Consider the following 16,265-nt stretch of genomic DNA (forward strand, 5'->3'; position numbering starts at 1 on the left):
GCCCCTGCTACTGTGCATGGGGTTGTTTTCGCAGTTTTTTGTCGTGGCTACCCTCTTCGCCTTGCCGCGGCGGCATCCAACACGTTCTCCACCTCCTCGCGCCACGACAGAATCTCCATCGCGAGCACGGGGTGGTTGAAGCCCTTGAGCACGAGATCGTCGAGCGCGCGGGCTTCGACCCAGGGCTCGACCATGCCGTAGACGCGGCGGCTGACGACGACCTGGCCGGCCTTGGCTTCGTCGCAGAGGCGGGAGGAGAGATTGGTGACGCTGCCGATCGCGGCATATTCGAGCCGCTGCTCGAAGCCGATCTGGCCGAGCGTGGCGTAGCCCATGGCGACGCCGACGCCGAAGCCGAGCGAGTGGCCGCGGTTCTTCCATTTCTCGGTCAGCTTGCCGATCGTGTCGCGCATCTCGACCGCCATCTTCACGGCGCGCTTGGTATGGTCGGCGAACTGAATCGGCGCATTGAACAGGATCATCACGCCGTCGCCGGCAAAGCGGTCGAGCGTGCCTTCATAGCGGTGGATCAGCTCGCCGAGCGCGGCGTGATATTCGCGCAGCACGTTCATCGCCTCTTCCGGCTCGGTCGCCTCGGTGAACGAGGTGAAGCCGCGCAAATCGCAGAACACGACGGTGACCTCGCGGCGATGGCTGTCGAGCAGCGCATCGTGGCCGTCGGACGAGGCGATCAGTTGCGCGACTTGCGGCGCGAGGAAACGTTCGAGCCGCTTGATGCGGCCGATCTCCCCCAACTGCTTCTCGACCCGCTCTTCCAGGGAGCGATTCCAGTTGCGCAGCTGCTCGGTCTGCTCCTGGAGCTTTGCGGCCTGCTGCTGCACGGTTTCGTGCGCAGCCGCGAGTTCGCGGCCCTTGTGGTCGACCTCGGTGAACAGCCGCGCATTGCGCATCGCCAGCACGGCCTGGTTGGCGAACGTGCGCATCAGGCCGATGATGCTGGCGGCGAACTCGCCGCTGGCGCGGCGCAGCACCACCAGCGAGCCGAGCGTGCCCTGCTGGTCGACCAGCGGCACCACCAGCACCGAATGGAAGCCGGCTTCGATCGCGACGTCGCGCAGCGGCTGCTCGGAGGCCTGGTCGAGATCGGGTAGCGCGATCGGTTCGCCGCTCCCGGCCGCATCGCTCAGGATATCCTGGCCTTCGTCGATCGTGACATGGGCGCCGTCGGCGGATTTGTCGATGCCGTTGGCCTCGACCAGATTGAAGCGGCGCGCCTGCGCGTCATAGCCGTAGATCAGCACCGCGTCGGCATGGGTGATCTCGATCGCGCGCGCGGCGATCGTCGGCAGCACGGCGTTGAGATCGAGCGAGGCTGCGACCGCGCGGCCGACCTCTTCCAGCACCTTGAGCTCGTTGATCGACTGCGCGAGATCGCGGGTGCGCTCCTCGACCTTGGTCTCCAAGTCCGAATAGGTCTCCTGGATCTGGTCGGCCATGCGGTTGAACTGGCCGGCGAGATCTTCCAGCTCGTCCGCGGTGTGCACCTCGATGCGATGGCTGAAATCGCCCTCGCCGAGCTTGTGCGCGCCGTCGCGTAGCGCCGTGATCGGGATGATCATGCGGCGCGCCAGAAGCGTGCCGGCAAGGATTGCGACCAGCAGGCCCATGCCGATCAAAAGCGCAATGCGCACCAGCTGGTCGCGGATCGGCATCAAGGCCTGCGTGGCCGGCTGCTCGAACATCACGCTCCAGCCGAGCTTCGGCACGGTGCTCGCGGCGCTCATCACCGCATGGCCGTTGAAGTCGGTGCCCGAATTGTCGGGCTCGTGGCCCGGTGCGACCGCGGCCGCAACCTGCGGCAGCTTCGACAAATCCTTACCGATCTCGGGGCCTTTCGAGGACGTCGCCAGCACGCGGCCGCGCGGATCAACCACATAGGCGAAGGCGGCTTTGCCGACCTGGGCGTCGGTGAGGTACTCGGAGAGAAAGCTGAGGTCGAGCTCGGCCACGGTGACGCCGGCGTTGAAACCGGAATGCGCCACCGAGATCGACATGAACGGCGTCCGGTCGGAGAACCAGGCCGGCGCGTAGCTGACGCCGCGGGCGACGGTGTCGGTGAAGCGCATGTCGCGGGAGAGGTCGGCATTGCTGCCGGTCGTGGTCGACTGGCGCGAGACGCGCAGCACCTCGCGGCCGTCGCCGTTGAGCTGGAACAGCTGAGTGACGACCGAGACCTGGTGCAGCAGTTGGGCGTAGTCGGCGCGGCGCTTCTCGAGTGTGTCCTGGCTCGCCCGGGTTACCCAGCTGATCTGGCGCTCGAGCTCCGAGATCGACTGCTCGATCCGCCGCGCGGCAGCCTGCGCCTTGTCCTCGAGACCGTCGGTCAGCTGTGTCTTGGTGGCGCGGTAGGAGATCCAGCTCTCCATCGCGCCGTTGACGGCGAGCACGAACACGACGAGGCCGACGAGAGAGACGACGTATTTGGCGAACAGACCCTCGCGCAGAAACCGTGTCTTGTCGTTCGCTCCTGCCATCCCGATCCTCTCGCGCCGCCATCGGCGCCGGCGCTACGGGCCGCACGGACCCTGCGAGCCTTCTAGCACAATTTGGTCCCAGGGGACTGTGAAGGGACTGGTCAACGGACGGCCGAGCACCCGGCGTGGTTACCGGCCTCGGTTACTCCCTTGGATGCTGGCAGGCGGAAGCATGGTGAATTGTCGCAGTCTCATCCGTTTGGAGGAAGCCGCGGCCGGGGACGCCGATGTAAGGGGATCGCCTTGGCAAGGGAGGGCTGGAGTCCAGCGCTTTGGTCCTGCAATCATCGATTAAAGAGCTGCCGCAGCACGTCGTTCATCGGCTGGCTGTCCTGCTGCGCCGCCGGCGGGTCCTCCAGGGCGGGGGACGCCGGCGAGGCTTGCGGCATCAGTGCGGATGGCGCTGCAGGCAGGCTGCGGCTGCGGCCGGTGGCAGTCCCGGTCCCGGTGCCGTTTCCCGCGCCACCGGAAAGTCCCTGCTGGATCAGATTGCCGAGCGCCTCCCCCAGGGGGCCGCCGAGCAAATTGTTCTGTCCGGCGGGCTGCTGGCTTTGCGGATTGGCAGTGCCGGCGGCATTACCGCCACCCGGCGCGGTGGCTCCCCCGAGACCAAGGCTGCCCAAAATATTGCCGAGCCCGGCCCCATCAGCGCCGAACAGCCCCTTGCCCATCTCGCGCAGCTTGGCATAGGCGGCGTCCGGATTGTCCAGCATGCCGGCCATGTCGGGATAGATTCGCGGCTGCGACCAGGTGCCCTGGATCATCACGGGAATGCCGAAGCCGACCGGCTCGGCGGCGCGGCCCTGGCCTTCGGTCGTCATCACCAGTTTCGGCTCGACGCGAAAGCCCATCATCTTGGTGTCGAGTGCGATCGTGCCGGCACCGGTCACGCGGACGAGCGGTCCGGTCAAGTTGAGATCGGTGGTCACCGCCTGGCCCTTGTCGATCCGGAACGACGCCGAGAGCTGCGACAAATCCGTGCTCTGCTCCCGACTGCTGTCTCCGTTTTCCTGCCAGCCGGACAGCGTGCCCGATGTCAGCGAGCGGATCATCTGTGCGACGTTGATGCCGCGAATGGCGCCGTCCTGGAAATTGACGAAGGCCGTGCCCTGCATGTTCGCCATCAGCGCGCGCTGGCTGCTGCCGGCGCTGCGCAGCGCGAGCTTGGCCTGCAGCTTGCCGTCGATCCGGTCGAATTCGGCGAGGCCCTGCAGCAGCGGCAGCGCGCGCACGCCGGCGAGGTCGGAATGCATGGCAAAGCTCGGCGCGCCGCTGGTCGCATCCAGGATCAATTCGCCCGTAACCTGGCCGCCATAGGCGCCGAGATTGGCGGTGCCGGCCTTCAGCACGCCGCCGGCGAGTTTTGCATCGACCGCCAGCGGCGCGAGGCGTGCCTCGCCGATCACCGCCTCATGCGCGGAGATCCTGATCTGCGCATCGACATAGTTGAGCCCGGAGACGTCGATCGGCGCATCGCTCCAGGGCTGCCCGGACGCGCCTTCCGGCGATTTCGCCAGCGGGATCGCGAGCCGCTGGAAGTCGAGATCGAGCTTGACCAGAGGCTTGCTCGCGATATCGACCGAGGCCCAGCCATTGAACGCGCCATCGCCGAGCGTGCCATTCAGGCCGTTGATCATCACGACATCGCCGCTCAGCCGCATCTCGGCATGGCCCGCGAGCCGGGACTTCAGCACGTCCGGCATGTCGATGGCGAAATCCACCGGAATGGTCGGTCGGTCGGCCGGCGGCGCTGGCGTGGTCGCCTTGATGTCGAATTTGGTCGGATGCTCGCCGACCCGTGCGGTGCCGGTGATGTTGAACTTGCGGTCGCGGCCGACGATCGCATCGGCATTGACGGCGCTGATGCGGCTCTCGACGCGATCGCGCACGCGCGCGAATGCGATCTCGCCATCGGTGACCTTGATGCGATCGATGGCGGCGCCGTCGAGATCGAGCGCGACCGGCTTCGACGTGCCGCCGGCATTCGGCAGGCGCTCACGCAGCAGCGGCTGGTAGAGCACGGGATGGGTGACGACGAGCTCGCTGATCTTCGGGCGGCCCGACCAGACGCTTGAAAGCGACATGTCGGCCTGCACGCTGTCGATGGACAGGCGCGTGATGCCGCTGCGGTCCTTGGGGTCGGCAAGCGTGAGGTCGTTCAGCGTCACGTTCAGCGTCGGCCACAAACTGATTCTGGTGGTGCCGTCGACCGACAGGCGATAGCCGGTCGCGCTCTCGACACGCGAGGCAATCGTCGAACTCAGGAAGCCCGAGGGGATCCCGACCACCAGCAGGAGTGCGATCACGATGACGATTGCGGCCACCGCCGCGCCGGCGAATTTCACGGCTCTCATATCGACTTTCCAGCGGCGGCCGATCGGCGTCGAATCCGGCACATGACCGTCATTTGCACCCGTCCTTGGCTCCTGAGTTTATCCCGGGACGGGAAGCGGCTCCAAGCACGTAAAAATAGTCTGGGGGTGCTGCAAAGTTATGTGACTTATGGCACACTTCCCGGGCGCGGTTTTACGCGATCTTGATGTTGATGGTTCCAAGCGATTTGCCAACGAAATTCACAAGGATATTGAAATGAGCAAGCAGGCCGAATTTGCGGTCATCCTCAAGATGAATGCGATGTTCGCCGATCTCGGCGCAGACGAACTCCAGCGGCTGGCGAATCTCTGCCACACCCAGCATCTGGGGAATGGCGAGGTGCTGTTCCAGAAGGGCGACCCAGGCGATGCGCTGTTCGGCGTGCGCCGAGGCCAGGTCCGTATCGAGACCGGCGCCTCCGACGGCAGCCGCCTGACGCTGAACTTCATGGGGCCCGGCGACCTGTTCGGCGAGGTTGCGGTGCTGGATGGCCAGAGCCGCACTGCGGACGCCACCGCGGGCGAAGCCAGCGAGCTGTTCGTGCTGCGGCGCGAAGACTTTCTCGCCTTCCTCGAACGCGAGCCGAAAGTCGGGATCAAGATCATCGCGCTGCTCTGCCAGCGCATCCGCTGGCAGAGCGAGCGCATGGAAGAGTCCATGCTCCAGCCGCTGCCGGTTCGCCTCGCGCGGCGCCTCTGCGCGCTCGCCGCCGATTTCGGCTCGGAGGTGCACATCTCGCAGGAGCAACTCGGCGTCTTCGTCGGCGCCGCCCGCGAGAGCGTCAACCGCCAGCTTCAGGCCTGGCGCAAGGAAGCGATCCTCGATCTCCAGCGCGGCCGCATCCTGCTGCGGAACATGACCAAGCTGACGGCGATCGCGCGCAACGAGTAGGGGGGCCGTTAGGCTGGGTCGCTATCGGGGCGAAGGAGTTCGTCAGAAGAGTCCCAACTCGCGACCCACGCTTTAACGACCTCGATCGGCACAGCACGACCGGTACGTCTGAATGCCTAGTAGCGAAGACGATCCTCCGCTATGTCGGGTTCTCGGATGGCGCTCGCTGAACTGCCTCGTGTGCTTGACGCTGGTGCCACATCTACTCCGCCGCAGGGTGCACGATGTTCTTCGGCCGCGGCATCGCTTCGGCCGGCGCAGCTCCGTGATGACTTGCGCCCTCCGCATCTTCGCTGTGCACGACCAGCCGCTTGGCGAAGCGCCAGATCAGGGCGCCGAGATCGTCCATCACCATGAACATCGCGGGCACGAACACCAGCGACAGGATGGTCGAGAAGATCAGGCCACCGATCACCGCGAGCGCCATCGGCGAGCGGAACTCGCCGCCCGCGCCGACCGCGAGCGCGCTGGGCATCATGCCCGCGGCCATCGCGATCGTGGTCATCACGATCGGGCGAGCGCGTTTCATGCCTGCGTCGATCATGGCTTCTTCGCGCGGTGTGCCGGCGTGAATGGATTCGATGGCGAATTCCACCAGCATGATCGCGTTCTTGGTGACGATACCCATCAGCATCAGGATGCCGATCCACACCGGTGTCGTGAGCTGCTTGCCGGTGATCAGCAGGGCCGCGATCGCGCCGCCGATCGAGAGCGGCAGCGAGAACAGAATGGTGATCGGCTGCAGGAAGGTGCCGAACAGCAGCACCAGAACGGCGTAGACCATCATCAGGCCCGCCGTGATCGCGGTGGCAAAGCCTTCGGACAGTTCGTTCAGGCTTTCGGCGTCGCCGGAGGGGGAGACCTTCACGCCCTTCGGTCGGCTCTTCATGACCGGCAGATCGTAGATCTTCTTGGTGGCGTCGCCGAGCGCGGCGGAGCCGACGAGATCGGCCGCGACGGTCGCCTGTCGCTCGCGATCGTAACGGTTGATGCTGGTCGGACCCTGGTCGAGCTTGACGTCGGCGATGACGGACAGCGGCACGCCGCCCTTCTCGCCGTGCTCGCCGAGCGGCACGCGCAACTGTTCGAGCGTCTTCAGATTGCCGCGCGCGGCATCCTCGAGCTGCACTCGGATCGGCACCAGACGGTCGCCAACGTCGAACTTGGCAAGCGCGGGGCCGACGTCGCCGATGGTGGCGACGCGGATGGTCTGCGATAGGCTTTCGGTCGAGACGCCGAGCCGTGCGGCGAGATCGGCGCGCGGTTCGACGCGCAGCTCGGGCCGCTCCAGCGTGGTTTCCGAGATCACGTTGGAGATAGTGGGAATCCGCTTCATCTGCGTCGCGAGTTCGCTGGCGACGTTGTTGACGATGTTGGCGTCTGCGCCGGTCACGACCAGCGAGATGGCGCGCAGGCCGTTCTCGTCGAGGAACCAGAAGCGGATGTCTGGAATGTTCTCCAGCTCCTGGCTGATCGAGAATTCGAGCTCGCGCTGGGTGATGTCGCGGCTGTCCTTGGGCGTGTAATTGATGATCAAGGCGGCGCGCCGGACTTCCTGGGTCCCCGGTGGAACGCGGCCGCCGTCGACGAAGATGCTCTTCACCTCGGGCCGCTTGCGCAGGCGCGCCACGATGTCTTCGGTGACTTTTTCGGTGTAGGCGAGCTGCGTGCCCGGCGGCAGCTCGAGCGCAACCAACGAGCGCGAGCTGTCCTGCGCCGGCAGGAAACCCTGCGGCAGCAGCGTAATGCTCCAGATCGAGGCGGCGAAGACGCCGAAGCCGACCAGCACCGTAATGAAATAGTGCTTCACCGACCAGGCCACGAGCCTGTGATAGGACCGCAGCACGCGGCCGGGCGGCGGCTCTTGGTGATTGCTATGTTTGAGGAAGTAGGCGGCGAGCACCGGCGTGACGAAGCGCGCCGCGAGCAGCGAGAAGAACACCTGTACCGAGACGGTGATGCCGAACTGCTTGAAGAACTGTCCGGCGATGCCCGACATGAAGCTCGCGGGCGCGAAGATTGCGATGATCGTCAGCGAGATCGCGATCACCGCGAGGCCGATCTCGTCGGCGGCTTCCAGGGCGGCACGATAGGGCGACTTGCCCATGTTCATGTGCCTGACGATGTTCTCGATCTCGACGATGGCGTCGTCGACCAGAATACCCGTCGACAGCGTGATGGCGAGGAAGCTGACGAGGTTGAGCGAGAAGCCGAGCAGGTCCATCGCCCAGAATGCCGGGAAGATCGACAACGGCAGCGAGATCGCGGCGATGATGGTGGCGCGCAGGTCGCGCAGGAACAACAGCACGATGACGACGGCGAGGATGGCGCCTTCGAACAGGGTCGAGATCGCCGCGTGGTAATTGCCATTGGTATATTCGACCGAGGTGTCGATCACCTTCAGGTCGACGTCGGGATAGGTGGCCTTGAGCGTGTCGATGCGCTTCTGCACGGCCTCGGCGACCTTCACGTCGCTGGCACCCTTGGAGCGCTTGATGCCGAGCGCGACGATCGGCTCGCCGTTGAAGCGGGCGAAGGTGCGGCGGTCTGCGATGGTGTCGGTCACGGTGCCGAGATCGTCGAGCCGGACCTCGCCGCCGCCGAACAGCGGAATCATGGTGCCGGCGAGATCGCTCAGTGTCTTGGCGCCGGCGAGGGTGCGGATCGCCTGGTCGTTCTTGCCGATCTCGGCGCGGCCGCCGGCGACGTCGACATTGGTGCCGCGCAGGCTCTGGCTGACGTTGACGGCCGTCAGCCCCATCGACTGCAGGCGGTCGGGATCGAGCGAGACCAGGATCTCGCGCTCGACACCGCCGATGCGCTCGACCTGGGCGACGCCGCGCACGCCTTGCAGCGCGCGCTTGACCACGTCGTCGACGAAATAGGAGAGCTGCTCCGGCGTCTTGCCGGGCGAGATCGCGGCATAGGTGACGATCGGCAGGCCGATGACATCGACGCGCTGGATCAGCGGCTCGGTGACGTTCTGCGGCAGGTTCGAGCGCACGCGCGTCACCGCGTCCTTGACGTCGTTGAGCGCGCGGTCGGTGTTGGTTTCCAGCGCGAACTGGATTGTCGTCACCGACAGGCCGTCGGTGATCTGCGAGGTGATGTGCCTGACCCCTTCGACACCGGAGACGGCGTCTTCAACCGTCTTGGTGACCTGGGATTCGAGCTCGGCGGGTGCCGCGCCGAACTGCGATACCGCGACCGAGATCACGGGAATGTCGGCCGAGGGTAGCCGCGTCACCGCGAGCTTGGTGAAGGACACCCAGCCGAGGATCAGGAGGATGATGGAAAATACGACCGACGGCAGCGGATTGCGGATCGACCATGCCGAAATATTGAGAGCCATCAGCGTACCCGCGTGCGATCGAGTTCATCAGCGAACATGGTCTTGATCTGGTCGCCGTCATGCAGCGAAGAGCCGGCGTCGGCGACGACGATCTCGCCGACATTGAGGCCTTCCAGGATTTCCGTCGCGCTGTCCGAAGACAGCCCGACCCGTACCTTGCGCGTCTCGACAATGTTGCTCTTGACGACCTGCACGGTGAGATGGTCGATCGCGGTCTTGGGAACCGCGACGCCGCAGCTTCGCTTGGCGTCGATCGAGGCGCGGGCGAACACGCCGACTTTCAGCGAGGGATTGTTGGTGACGCTGATGCGCACGCGGCCGAGCTGGGTGGCGCGATCGATTTCGGGCGCGACTAGCCTGACCCGCCCGATCAAATCGGGCGCGTCGTCGCGGCTGATGCGCACGGTCGCGCCGGAGCTGAGCTTGGCCATGTGCACCGCGGGCACCTGCGCGTCCAGCTCGATCTCGTTGTTGACGGCGATACGGAACATCGGGCCGGCCTGCGGCGAGGCCGGCGCGCCGACGATGGTGCGGACCTCGGTGACGAGGCCCGGCGCAGAGGCCTTCAGCGAGACCGGACCTTGCGGGCCGGGCCGCGGCGGCTGGCCCGGAATCTGGGGCGGTGCGGTCAGGCGCGCCAGCTCCTGATTGTCGGTGACGAGGGTGCCTTCGGTGACGAAGAGGTCGGTGACCCTGGATCCCTCCTGGTCGGCGACGACCACGGCTTCGCGGCGCGGCACGAAGAAGCCGGTCACCCGGACCAGGTCGGAGAAGCAGGCATTGGTCGACTTGGTCACGATGACCAGCGCCTCGCTCGGCGTTTCCTTGGGCTCGGCGCGGTGCCGGTGCTCGAACAGATAATAGCCGACGCCGAGCGCGACGACGAAGATCACCGTTCCGGCTGGCTTGAGATATTGGGAGAGGTTCATTGCCGGATCGTCCTGGCCTGGCTCACGGCCATCCGCGCGCGGCCCATGGAGAGCGTTTCCCTGAAATAAAGCAGCGTCCCGCAAGGCTGCGGGACGCGCACTGGAAGCGAGACTTTACACCACATCACGACTTGTCACTTCAAAGGATTACGTCGTGGTCACTTCGATGCGGTAGTCTTGTTTTCCATGTTGACGACCTGCACGCGACGATTGACTTCCGCCATCGGCTGGGCCGGGTCCTTCAGCTTGCTCTTGCCGTAGCCGACCGTGACGAGGTCGGTCGCGGAGATGCTGTATTTGTCGACCAAATAGCGCTTGATCGAATCCGCGCGGCGCTCCGACAGATCCTGATTATAGCTCTCGCTTCCGGCGGCGTCAGTATGGCCGGCGACCACGAAGGTCGAGCCTTTCAGGTCGGGGCTGGTCAGCGCGCGGCCGAGCGCCTGGACCGAGGCAAGCGATTTGGCGCTGATATTGGCCGAGTTGTAGTCGAACGTGATTTCCAGATCGATGTTCGGCTTGTCCTTGGCCGCCGACGCGATTTCTTCACGCTCGGTCGACGACAGCGACCGTGTCGAGCGGCCGCGCACGGACTGGATCAGCTTGGTCTCCGTGGCACTCGGTGCGGGATCGGCCTGCGGAGCGATCGAGAGGCCGCGGGTCAGCGGCTTCTTCGGCGGCGGCGCCAGCGCGCGGACGATCTCGTCCTCGGTGACGTTCTTGCTGTTGCCGTCGTCGGCTGCGAATGCCAGCGGGATCGTCAGCGACAGCGCGGCGCCGACGGTGATGATGGACAGGATTGCGGTAAGTCCCTTTGCAGCCAATCTCATAGCCAGTCCCTCCTGCGCAGCCAGCTGGTGCGGTTCGAAAATCCTGCAATAAGCCCCCGAAAGGACGGCCTGCGGCATCCGTTCGATTAGTCTTCGCCGGGCCGTCGCGGGTTCGAGGCACATCGGCCCCGATTCAAAAAAATATCAACGCACTCCGTAGCTTGCGAATTCCTGAACAATGTTCGGGTCCATCGCCTTGGCATTGGCGATGTCGAGCGCGCCCTCTTGGGCCGAGCCGTTGCGCTGCTTGGCGATCCCGCGTCCGAACAGCGAGGAGGTCAAGCGCGGATTGATCCTCAGGGCGGCCTCGAAATCGGCGATGGCGTTCTTGACCGCCCCCGATTTCAGATTGACGAGCCCCCGGCTGTCCAGCGCGTCGACGAAGTTCGGTCGCAGCCGCAGGGCCTCGTTGCAATCCTTCAGCGCGCCCTGGAGGTCGCCGACCACGGTGCGGGTCCAGCAGCGATTGTTCAGCGCCTCGACGTCCTTCGGGTTGATCCGGAGCGTCTCGTCAAAATCCTTGATGGCCAGGCTGTAGGCGCCCTTGCTGGCATAGACCTGACCGCGCCGGTAAAGCGCGTTCACGTCATCCGGATTGGCCGCGATCTTGGCGGTCAGCCCCTTGATGGTGGGGTCCTCGGCCAGGGCGGCCGCACTCGGCCCGCTCTCCATGGTCGGAGCGGTGGCGGGATCGGCCGGAATCACAGGCGGAGGCGGCGGCGGTGCCGGCGGCAAGGCAGCCTCGACCTGCGGCTTCGGTGACGGAGCGGGCGCAGCCACCGTCTCGGCCGGTTTCGGCGGCGGAGGCGGTGAAGGTGCGGGTGGAGTCGGCGGCGGGTTGTTGGCGACGACCGGCGGCGGGGGAGGCGCAGGTGGCGGCGTGGTGGTCGGGCGCGACCCGCCGGCCCCTGGAATGAAGGAGAAATCCTCGGCCAGCGACGAGGATATCCACGGCACCTGCTCGCCCCGGGAGGCGCGGGTGACGCCCATCTTGGTGCGGTTCAGCGTCTCCTCGGCCATCAGGTCGGGGACGCGGATTTCCTTGAGGAGTTCCTGGACGAACAGGCTGTGCTCGCCGCCGGCGTCCGAGACCACCGAGGCCAGTGCCGCCGAATACATCACCAGCGTGCCGTTCGGCGCGATGACGGGCGTGAGGCCGGCCGAGAAGCTGCGGAACCGGCGCTCGAACGGGTTGCGCCTGGAGGCATCGACCAGCGCGATCTTGACGCCGGCGCCGCGGGTGTTGAGCTCGCCGAGCACGGTTTCGAGGCTGATGCCGTCGCGCCGCACGTCGGATTCGGTCCAGATCTGCGCATCGATCGGCAGCAAATAGCTCTGCCGCGCGGACTGGATGCCGAAGCCGCTGAAGAACACCAGTGCCACCGACCCCGGCTTGATCTTGCCGTAGAGCTTGTCGAAGGCGCGGCGCATGCCGTCGCCGGTCAGGTTCTCACCGATCTCGACGGAAAAGCCGTCGCGCTTGAGCTCGTCGGCGACGTCGCGCGCGTCGTTGAGCGGTTCCTTCAGGGGAGCGTCGGCGTCCGGATATTTGGCATTGCCGATGACCAGCGCAAAGCGATCGCCGGCCGCAAGTGACGGAGCGGTCGGGATGAGCGACACGAGCAAGGATAGAACGAAAAGCAGGCGAATTTTCATAATTAGCGCGATCCAGCCAAAAAGGCGCCGTTTCCAGCTTGCGCCGCGGCGACCTTAACTTACGCAATGTGCATTATCAAACCGGGGGAGGGGGGCGTCAACCGCTTGCGGATTCGGCGCTATCGCGACAATTGACCGCGACGCATGGGCATGTTGCGGGGGAATAAACGGGCGGTCATGATCGCACGCGATGCATTCTGGTTGTCATGCTGGTTGTCATTGCGGCTGCAAATTAGGGCAGCCATGGCGACAACAATGTGATTGGTCTCACATTGCGGACGGGCCTCCTTCAACCTGCGGTGTTTGACCTTTGCGGTGGACGATGGCTTGGTGCGGTCGATCGCCGCTGAAGGTGCATCCACAAAAAGAGCAAGATCAAAACCATGGGAAACGCCTACGAAATCTACGCACTGCGCTATGCGACGATGTCGCCGCGCACGCCCCACATGAACTTCCTCGCGCCCGACCCGCATGACAGCGCGGCGCAGGATCTCGACTATTTCGTCTGGCTGATCCGCGGCAACGGCCGCGACATCCTGGTCGATACCGGCTTCAATGCCGAGGAAGCGTCCGCGCGGGCGCGCAAGCTGACGCTCAATCCGGTCGACGCGCTGGAGCGCTTTGGTGTCGCGGCAGCGAGCATTCGCGACATCATCGTGACGCATCTGCATTACGACCATGCCGGCAATCTCGACCGCTTCCCGAACGCCCGCTTCCATCTCCAGGAGCGCGAGATGGCCTACGCGACGGGGCGCTGCATGTGCAACGGACTGCTGCGACATCCGTTCTCAGTCGAGCACGTCACCCAGATGGTCCGCCATGTCTATGGCGAGCGCGTCAATTTCTATTCCGGCGACGGCGAGGTCGCGCCCGGCGTCACCTTGCACCGCGTCGGCGGCCATTCGGACGGCTTGCAGGTGGTCAGAGTCGAGACCGCGCGCGGACCGGTGGTGCTGGCGTCCGATGCCGCGCATTATTACGCCAATCTCCAGCGCAGAAGCCCATTCCCGATCGTCTACAATGTCGGCGACATGGCGGTTGGCTGGGAGACCATCGAGCGCCTCGCCGGCCATCCTGACCGGTTCATTCCCGGCCATGATCCGATCGTGACGGAGATCTATCCGCGCGCCAGCGACAAGGTCGATGTCTGGGCGCTGCATTTGCCGCCGTCGCGATCATTTGCGAAGTGATCAATACGCCTGCTTGGCGTCGGCCTCTTCGCTGGTCTGGATCAAATCGAGGCTCTGTTCGATCTTGCCGAGCAGCGTCGATAGCTGTTTGCGCTCCTGCGCGGTGAGGCAGGCGAGGATCTCGTCTTCCCGCCGCAGCAATTGCGGAAACAGCTCCTCGTAGAGCGTGCGGCCTTTCCTGGTCAGTCGCAGACGGAATTCGCGGCGGTCGGCTTCGTTCTCGACGCGCTCGATCAAACCCTGATGCAGCAACATGGTCACCGCGCGGCTGATCGTGGATTTGTGCGTGCGGGTGCATTGCGCGACGTACTGCGCGCTGCAGGCATCGTTGCGGAAGCCGAGCGTCGCGATCACGCGCCAGGCGGGGATGTCGAGGCCGTGACGCTCCTGATATTCGACGGCGAGTGCGGAACTCACCTCCGCGGCGAGCCGGTTGAGGCGGAACGGCACGAACCTGAACAGGTCGAGCCGTGTTTTTGGCCGCGGTGAAGCCTCATCGGCCTCGCGTGTCTTCAGCGCGATGTCGCTGGATGTCCTCGCCAAGGAGAGCGCTCCGAATTCCAGTTGACGGCCGGCCGGCTCCGGTCCAAAATAGTTGCACGTGAGACTATTAGCAGATCAGGCCTCTCCTGACCAGAGCCGAGGTTAGCGCATGGCGAAGGCCAATACGCATCAGGCCAAAACCCAGTTCGGCTATCGCCGCCACCCCGATCAGGATCGTCCCGGCCAGAGCTCGGCCGAGCATCCCGTGGTGATCGTGGGCGCTGGCCCGGTCGGGCTGTCGCTTGCGATCGACCTTGCCCAACGCGGCCAGCGCGTCGTTCTTCTGGATGACGCCGACCGCATCGGAGAGGGCTCCCGCGCGATCTGCTTCTCGAAACGCTCGCTGGAATATTGGGACCGGCTCGGCGTCGGCGACCGCATGGTCGACAAGGGCGTGGTCTGGAGCGTCGGCCGCATCTTCCACGGCGAGCAGCAGCTCTACCAGTTCAATCTACTGCCGGAGGACGGTCACAAGCGGCCGGCCTTCATCAATCTCCAGCAATATTACGCCGAAGCCTATCTGGTCGACCGCATCAGCGAGCTGCCCGAGATCAATCTGCGCTGGCGCAACAAGGTGACGGCGCTGGAGAGCCGCAACGCTTCCGTCGCGCTGACGATCGAGACGCCGGAGGGCGCCTATCGCCTGCACGCGCAATATGTCGTCGCCTGCGACGGCGCGCGCTCGTCGCTGCGGCAGATGGTGGGCGCCGACTTCGCCGGACAGGTGTTCGAGGACCAGTTCCTGATCGCCGATGTCAAGATGACCGCGGAATTCCCGACCGAGCGCTGGTTCTGGTTCGATCCGCCGTTTCATGCGGGACGTTCGGCGCTGCTGCACCGACAGCCCGACGATGTCTGGCGCATCGACCTTCAGCTCAATCGCTATGCCGACCCCGTCGTCGAGAAGAAGCCCGAGAACGTGCGGCCGCGGATTGCGCGCATGCTCGGCCACGACAAGTTCGAGTTCGAGTGGATCTCGCTTTACAAATTCCAGTGCCGGCGGATGGATCGCTTCGTCCATGGCCGCGTGATCTTTGCAGGCGATTCCGCGCACCAGGTCTCGCCCTTCGGCGCGCGCGGCGCCAATTCGGGACTCGAGGACGCCGAGAATCTCTCCTGGAAGCTCGACCGCGTGCTGCGCGGCGCCTCACCCGCGAGCCTGCTCGAGAGCTATCACGTCGAGCGCAGTCTGGCGGCCGACGAGAACATCCGCGAATCCACCCGCTCGACCGATTTCATGGCGCCGAACTCGCATCAGGAAGCGCGGCTGCGCAAGGCGGTGCTGTCGCTGGCCAAGGAAACGGAATTCGGCAAGCGCATGGTCAATGGCGGGCGGCTGTCGGTGCCGTGCAGCTATGACTCGCCGCTGTCATCGCCGGATGCGGATGCGTGGCGCGGTGGCCCGCTCCCGGGTTGTTCGATGCTCGATGCCCCCGTTGCGACGCGCGCGGGCGAGCAGGCCTATTTGACGGATGCGTTCCGCAAGGGTGGAACAGATTTCACCTTGCTGTCGTTCGGCAATGGCGCGGCGATCGATGCGCCTGTTGGTGTGAAGGACATCTGCATCGGCGGGAAGGACGGGCTCGCAGATCCGGCAGGGCTCACTGCAAAGCGCTATGATGCGGAACCAGGCTCAGCCTACCTATTAAGGCCGGACGGTTACGTTGCGGCGCGCTTCCGCCACCCCACGCGTGCTGGCGTCGCGGCAGCGCTGTCACGGGCGCAGGGCTTGAATCAAGAATTTGCTTGAATTGAGGACTCGCATGCCGCTCTCCACCAGCTCCAACTTCGCGCGACCCGATGACGCCTTTCGCGCCATTGTGGAGGCGCATCGTGGCTTCACCGACGAGCAGAGCGCGGACTTCGACGCGGCGCTGGTACTGATCCTCGCCAACCATATCGGCGATATCGACGTGCTGCGGGAGGCGATTCTCCTCGCCAAGCGGCGCATGATCGACGGCCAGCAGCAGCAACAGCAACAACAATAGCCCCAAAGACTTGAAGGA

Annotated in this window: 11 protein-coding genes; 4 read left to right on the forward strand and 7 right to left on the reverse strand. The window is 65.1% G+C overall.

What is annotated here, in order from left to right; genetic code table 11:
• Window positions 1–47 precede the first annotated feature (47 nt).
• Window positions 48–2,495, reverse strand: a complete 2,448-nt coding sequence (locus BcanWU425_RS02330; RefSeq protein ID WP_204512822.1) for an adenylate/guanylate cyclase domain-containing protein — start codon at window positions 2,493–2,495, stop codon at window positions 48–50.
• A 284-nt stretch (window positions 2,496–2,779) separates the two neighbouring features.
• Window positions 2,780–4,849, reverse strand: a complete 2,070-nt coding sequence (locus tag BcanWU425_RS02335) for an AsmA family protein (RefSeq protein WP_204512821.1) — start codon at window positions 4,847–4,849, stop codon at window positions 2,780–2,782.
• Window positions 4,850–5,084: 235 nt separating this feature from the next.
• On the opposite strand from BcanWU425_RS02335, the gene BcanWU425_RS02340 reads away from it, so the two are divergent.
• Window positions 5,085–5,759, forward strand: a complete 675-nt coding sequence (locus tag BcanWU425_RS02340; protein ID WP_018456597.1) for a Crp/Fnr family transcriptional regulator — start codon at window positions 5,085–5,087, stop codon at window positions 5,757–5,759.
• Window positions 5,760–5,961: 202 nt separating this feature from the next.
• Here BcanWU425_RS02340 and BcanWU425_RS02345 read toward each other — a convergent pair whose 3' ends face one another.
• From BcanWU425_RS02345 to BcanWU425_RS02360, 4 genes are all read right to left on the reverse strand, one after another.
• Window positions 5,962–9,111 carry an efflux RND transporter permease subunit gene (locus BcanWU425_RS02345; RefSeq protein ID WP_085348880.1) on the reverse strand — a complete coding sequence of 1,050 codons (3,150 nt, stop codon included), beginning with the start codon at window positions 9,109–9,111 and terminating at the stop codon, window positions 5,962–5,964.
• Window positions 9,111–10,040: an efflux RND transporter periplasmic adaptor subunit gene (locus tag BcanWU425_RS02350; RefSeq protein WP_018456595.1), complete on the reverse strand. Its 930-nt coding sequence runs from the start codon at window positions 10,038–10,040 to the stop codon at window positions 9,111–9,113. Before BcanWU425_RS02350 ends, BcanWU425_RS02345 begins: the two co-directional genes overlap by 1 nt.
• A gap of 158 nt (window positions 10,041–10,198) precedes the next feature.
• A complete protein-coding gene (locus BcanWU425_RS02355; protein WP_026233202.1) occupies window positions 10,199–10,870 on the reverse strand; it encodes an OmpA family protein in 672 nt (223 codons plus the stop codon).
• Between the two features lie 144 nt (window positions 10,871–11,014).
• A complete protein-coding gene (locus BcanWU425_RS02360) occupies window positions 11,015–12,526 on the reverse strand; it encodes a caspase family protein (RefSeq protein WP_018456593.1) in 1,512 nt (503 codons plus the stop codon).
• Between the two features lie 383 nt (window positions 12,527–12,909).
• Here BcanWU425_RS02360 and BcanWU425_RS02365 point away from each other — a divergent pair, with 383 nt between their 5' ends.
• Window positions 12,910–13,716: an N-acyl homoserine lactonase family protein gene (locus BcanWU425_RS02365; protein WP_085348882.1), complete on the forward strand. Its 807-nt coding sequence runs from the start codon at window positions 12,910–12,912 to the stop codon at window positions 13,714–13,716.
• Here the strand turns inward: BcanWU425_RS02365 and BcanWU425_RS02370 are convergent, their stop codons facing one another.
• Window positions 13,717–14,259, reverse strand: a complete 543-nt coding sequence (locus tag BcanWU425_RS02370) for a MarR family winged helix-turn-helix transcriptional regulator (protein ID WP_018456591.1) — start codon at window positions 14,257–14,259, stop codon at window positions 13,717–13,719.
• A 109-nt stretch (window positions 14,260–14,368) separates the two neighbouring features.
• Between BcanWU425_RS02370 and BcanWU425_RS02375 the strand changes: the two genes are divergently transcribed.
• The gene (locus tag BcanWU425_RS02375) at window positions 14,369–16,009 is read left to right on the forward strand and encodes an FAD-dependent oxidoreductase (protein ID WP_204512820.1); all 1,641 of its coding nucleotides are present in this window, start codon (window positions 14,369–14,371) and stop codon (window positions 16,007–16,009) included.
• Window positions 16,010–16,022: 13 nt separating this feature from the next.
• Window positions 16,023–16,247 carry a DUF2783 domain-containing protein gene (locus tag BcanWU425_RS02380; RefSeq protein WP_204512819.1) on the forward strand — a complete coding sequence of 75 codons (225 nt, stop codon included), beginning with the start codon at window positions 16,023–16,025 and terminating at the stop codon, window positions 16,245–16,247.
• Window positions 16,248–16,265 lie beyond the last annotated feature (18 nt).

This window comes from Bradyrhizobium sp. WU425, assembly GCF_021052305.1.
Lineage (GTDB): Bacteria > Pseudomonadota > Alphaproteobacteria > Rhizobiales > Xanthobacteraceae > Bradyrhizobium > Bradyrhizobium canariense_D.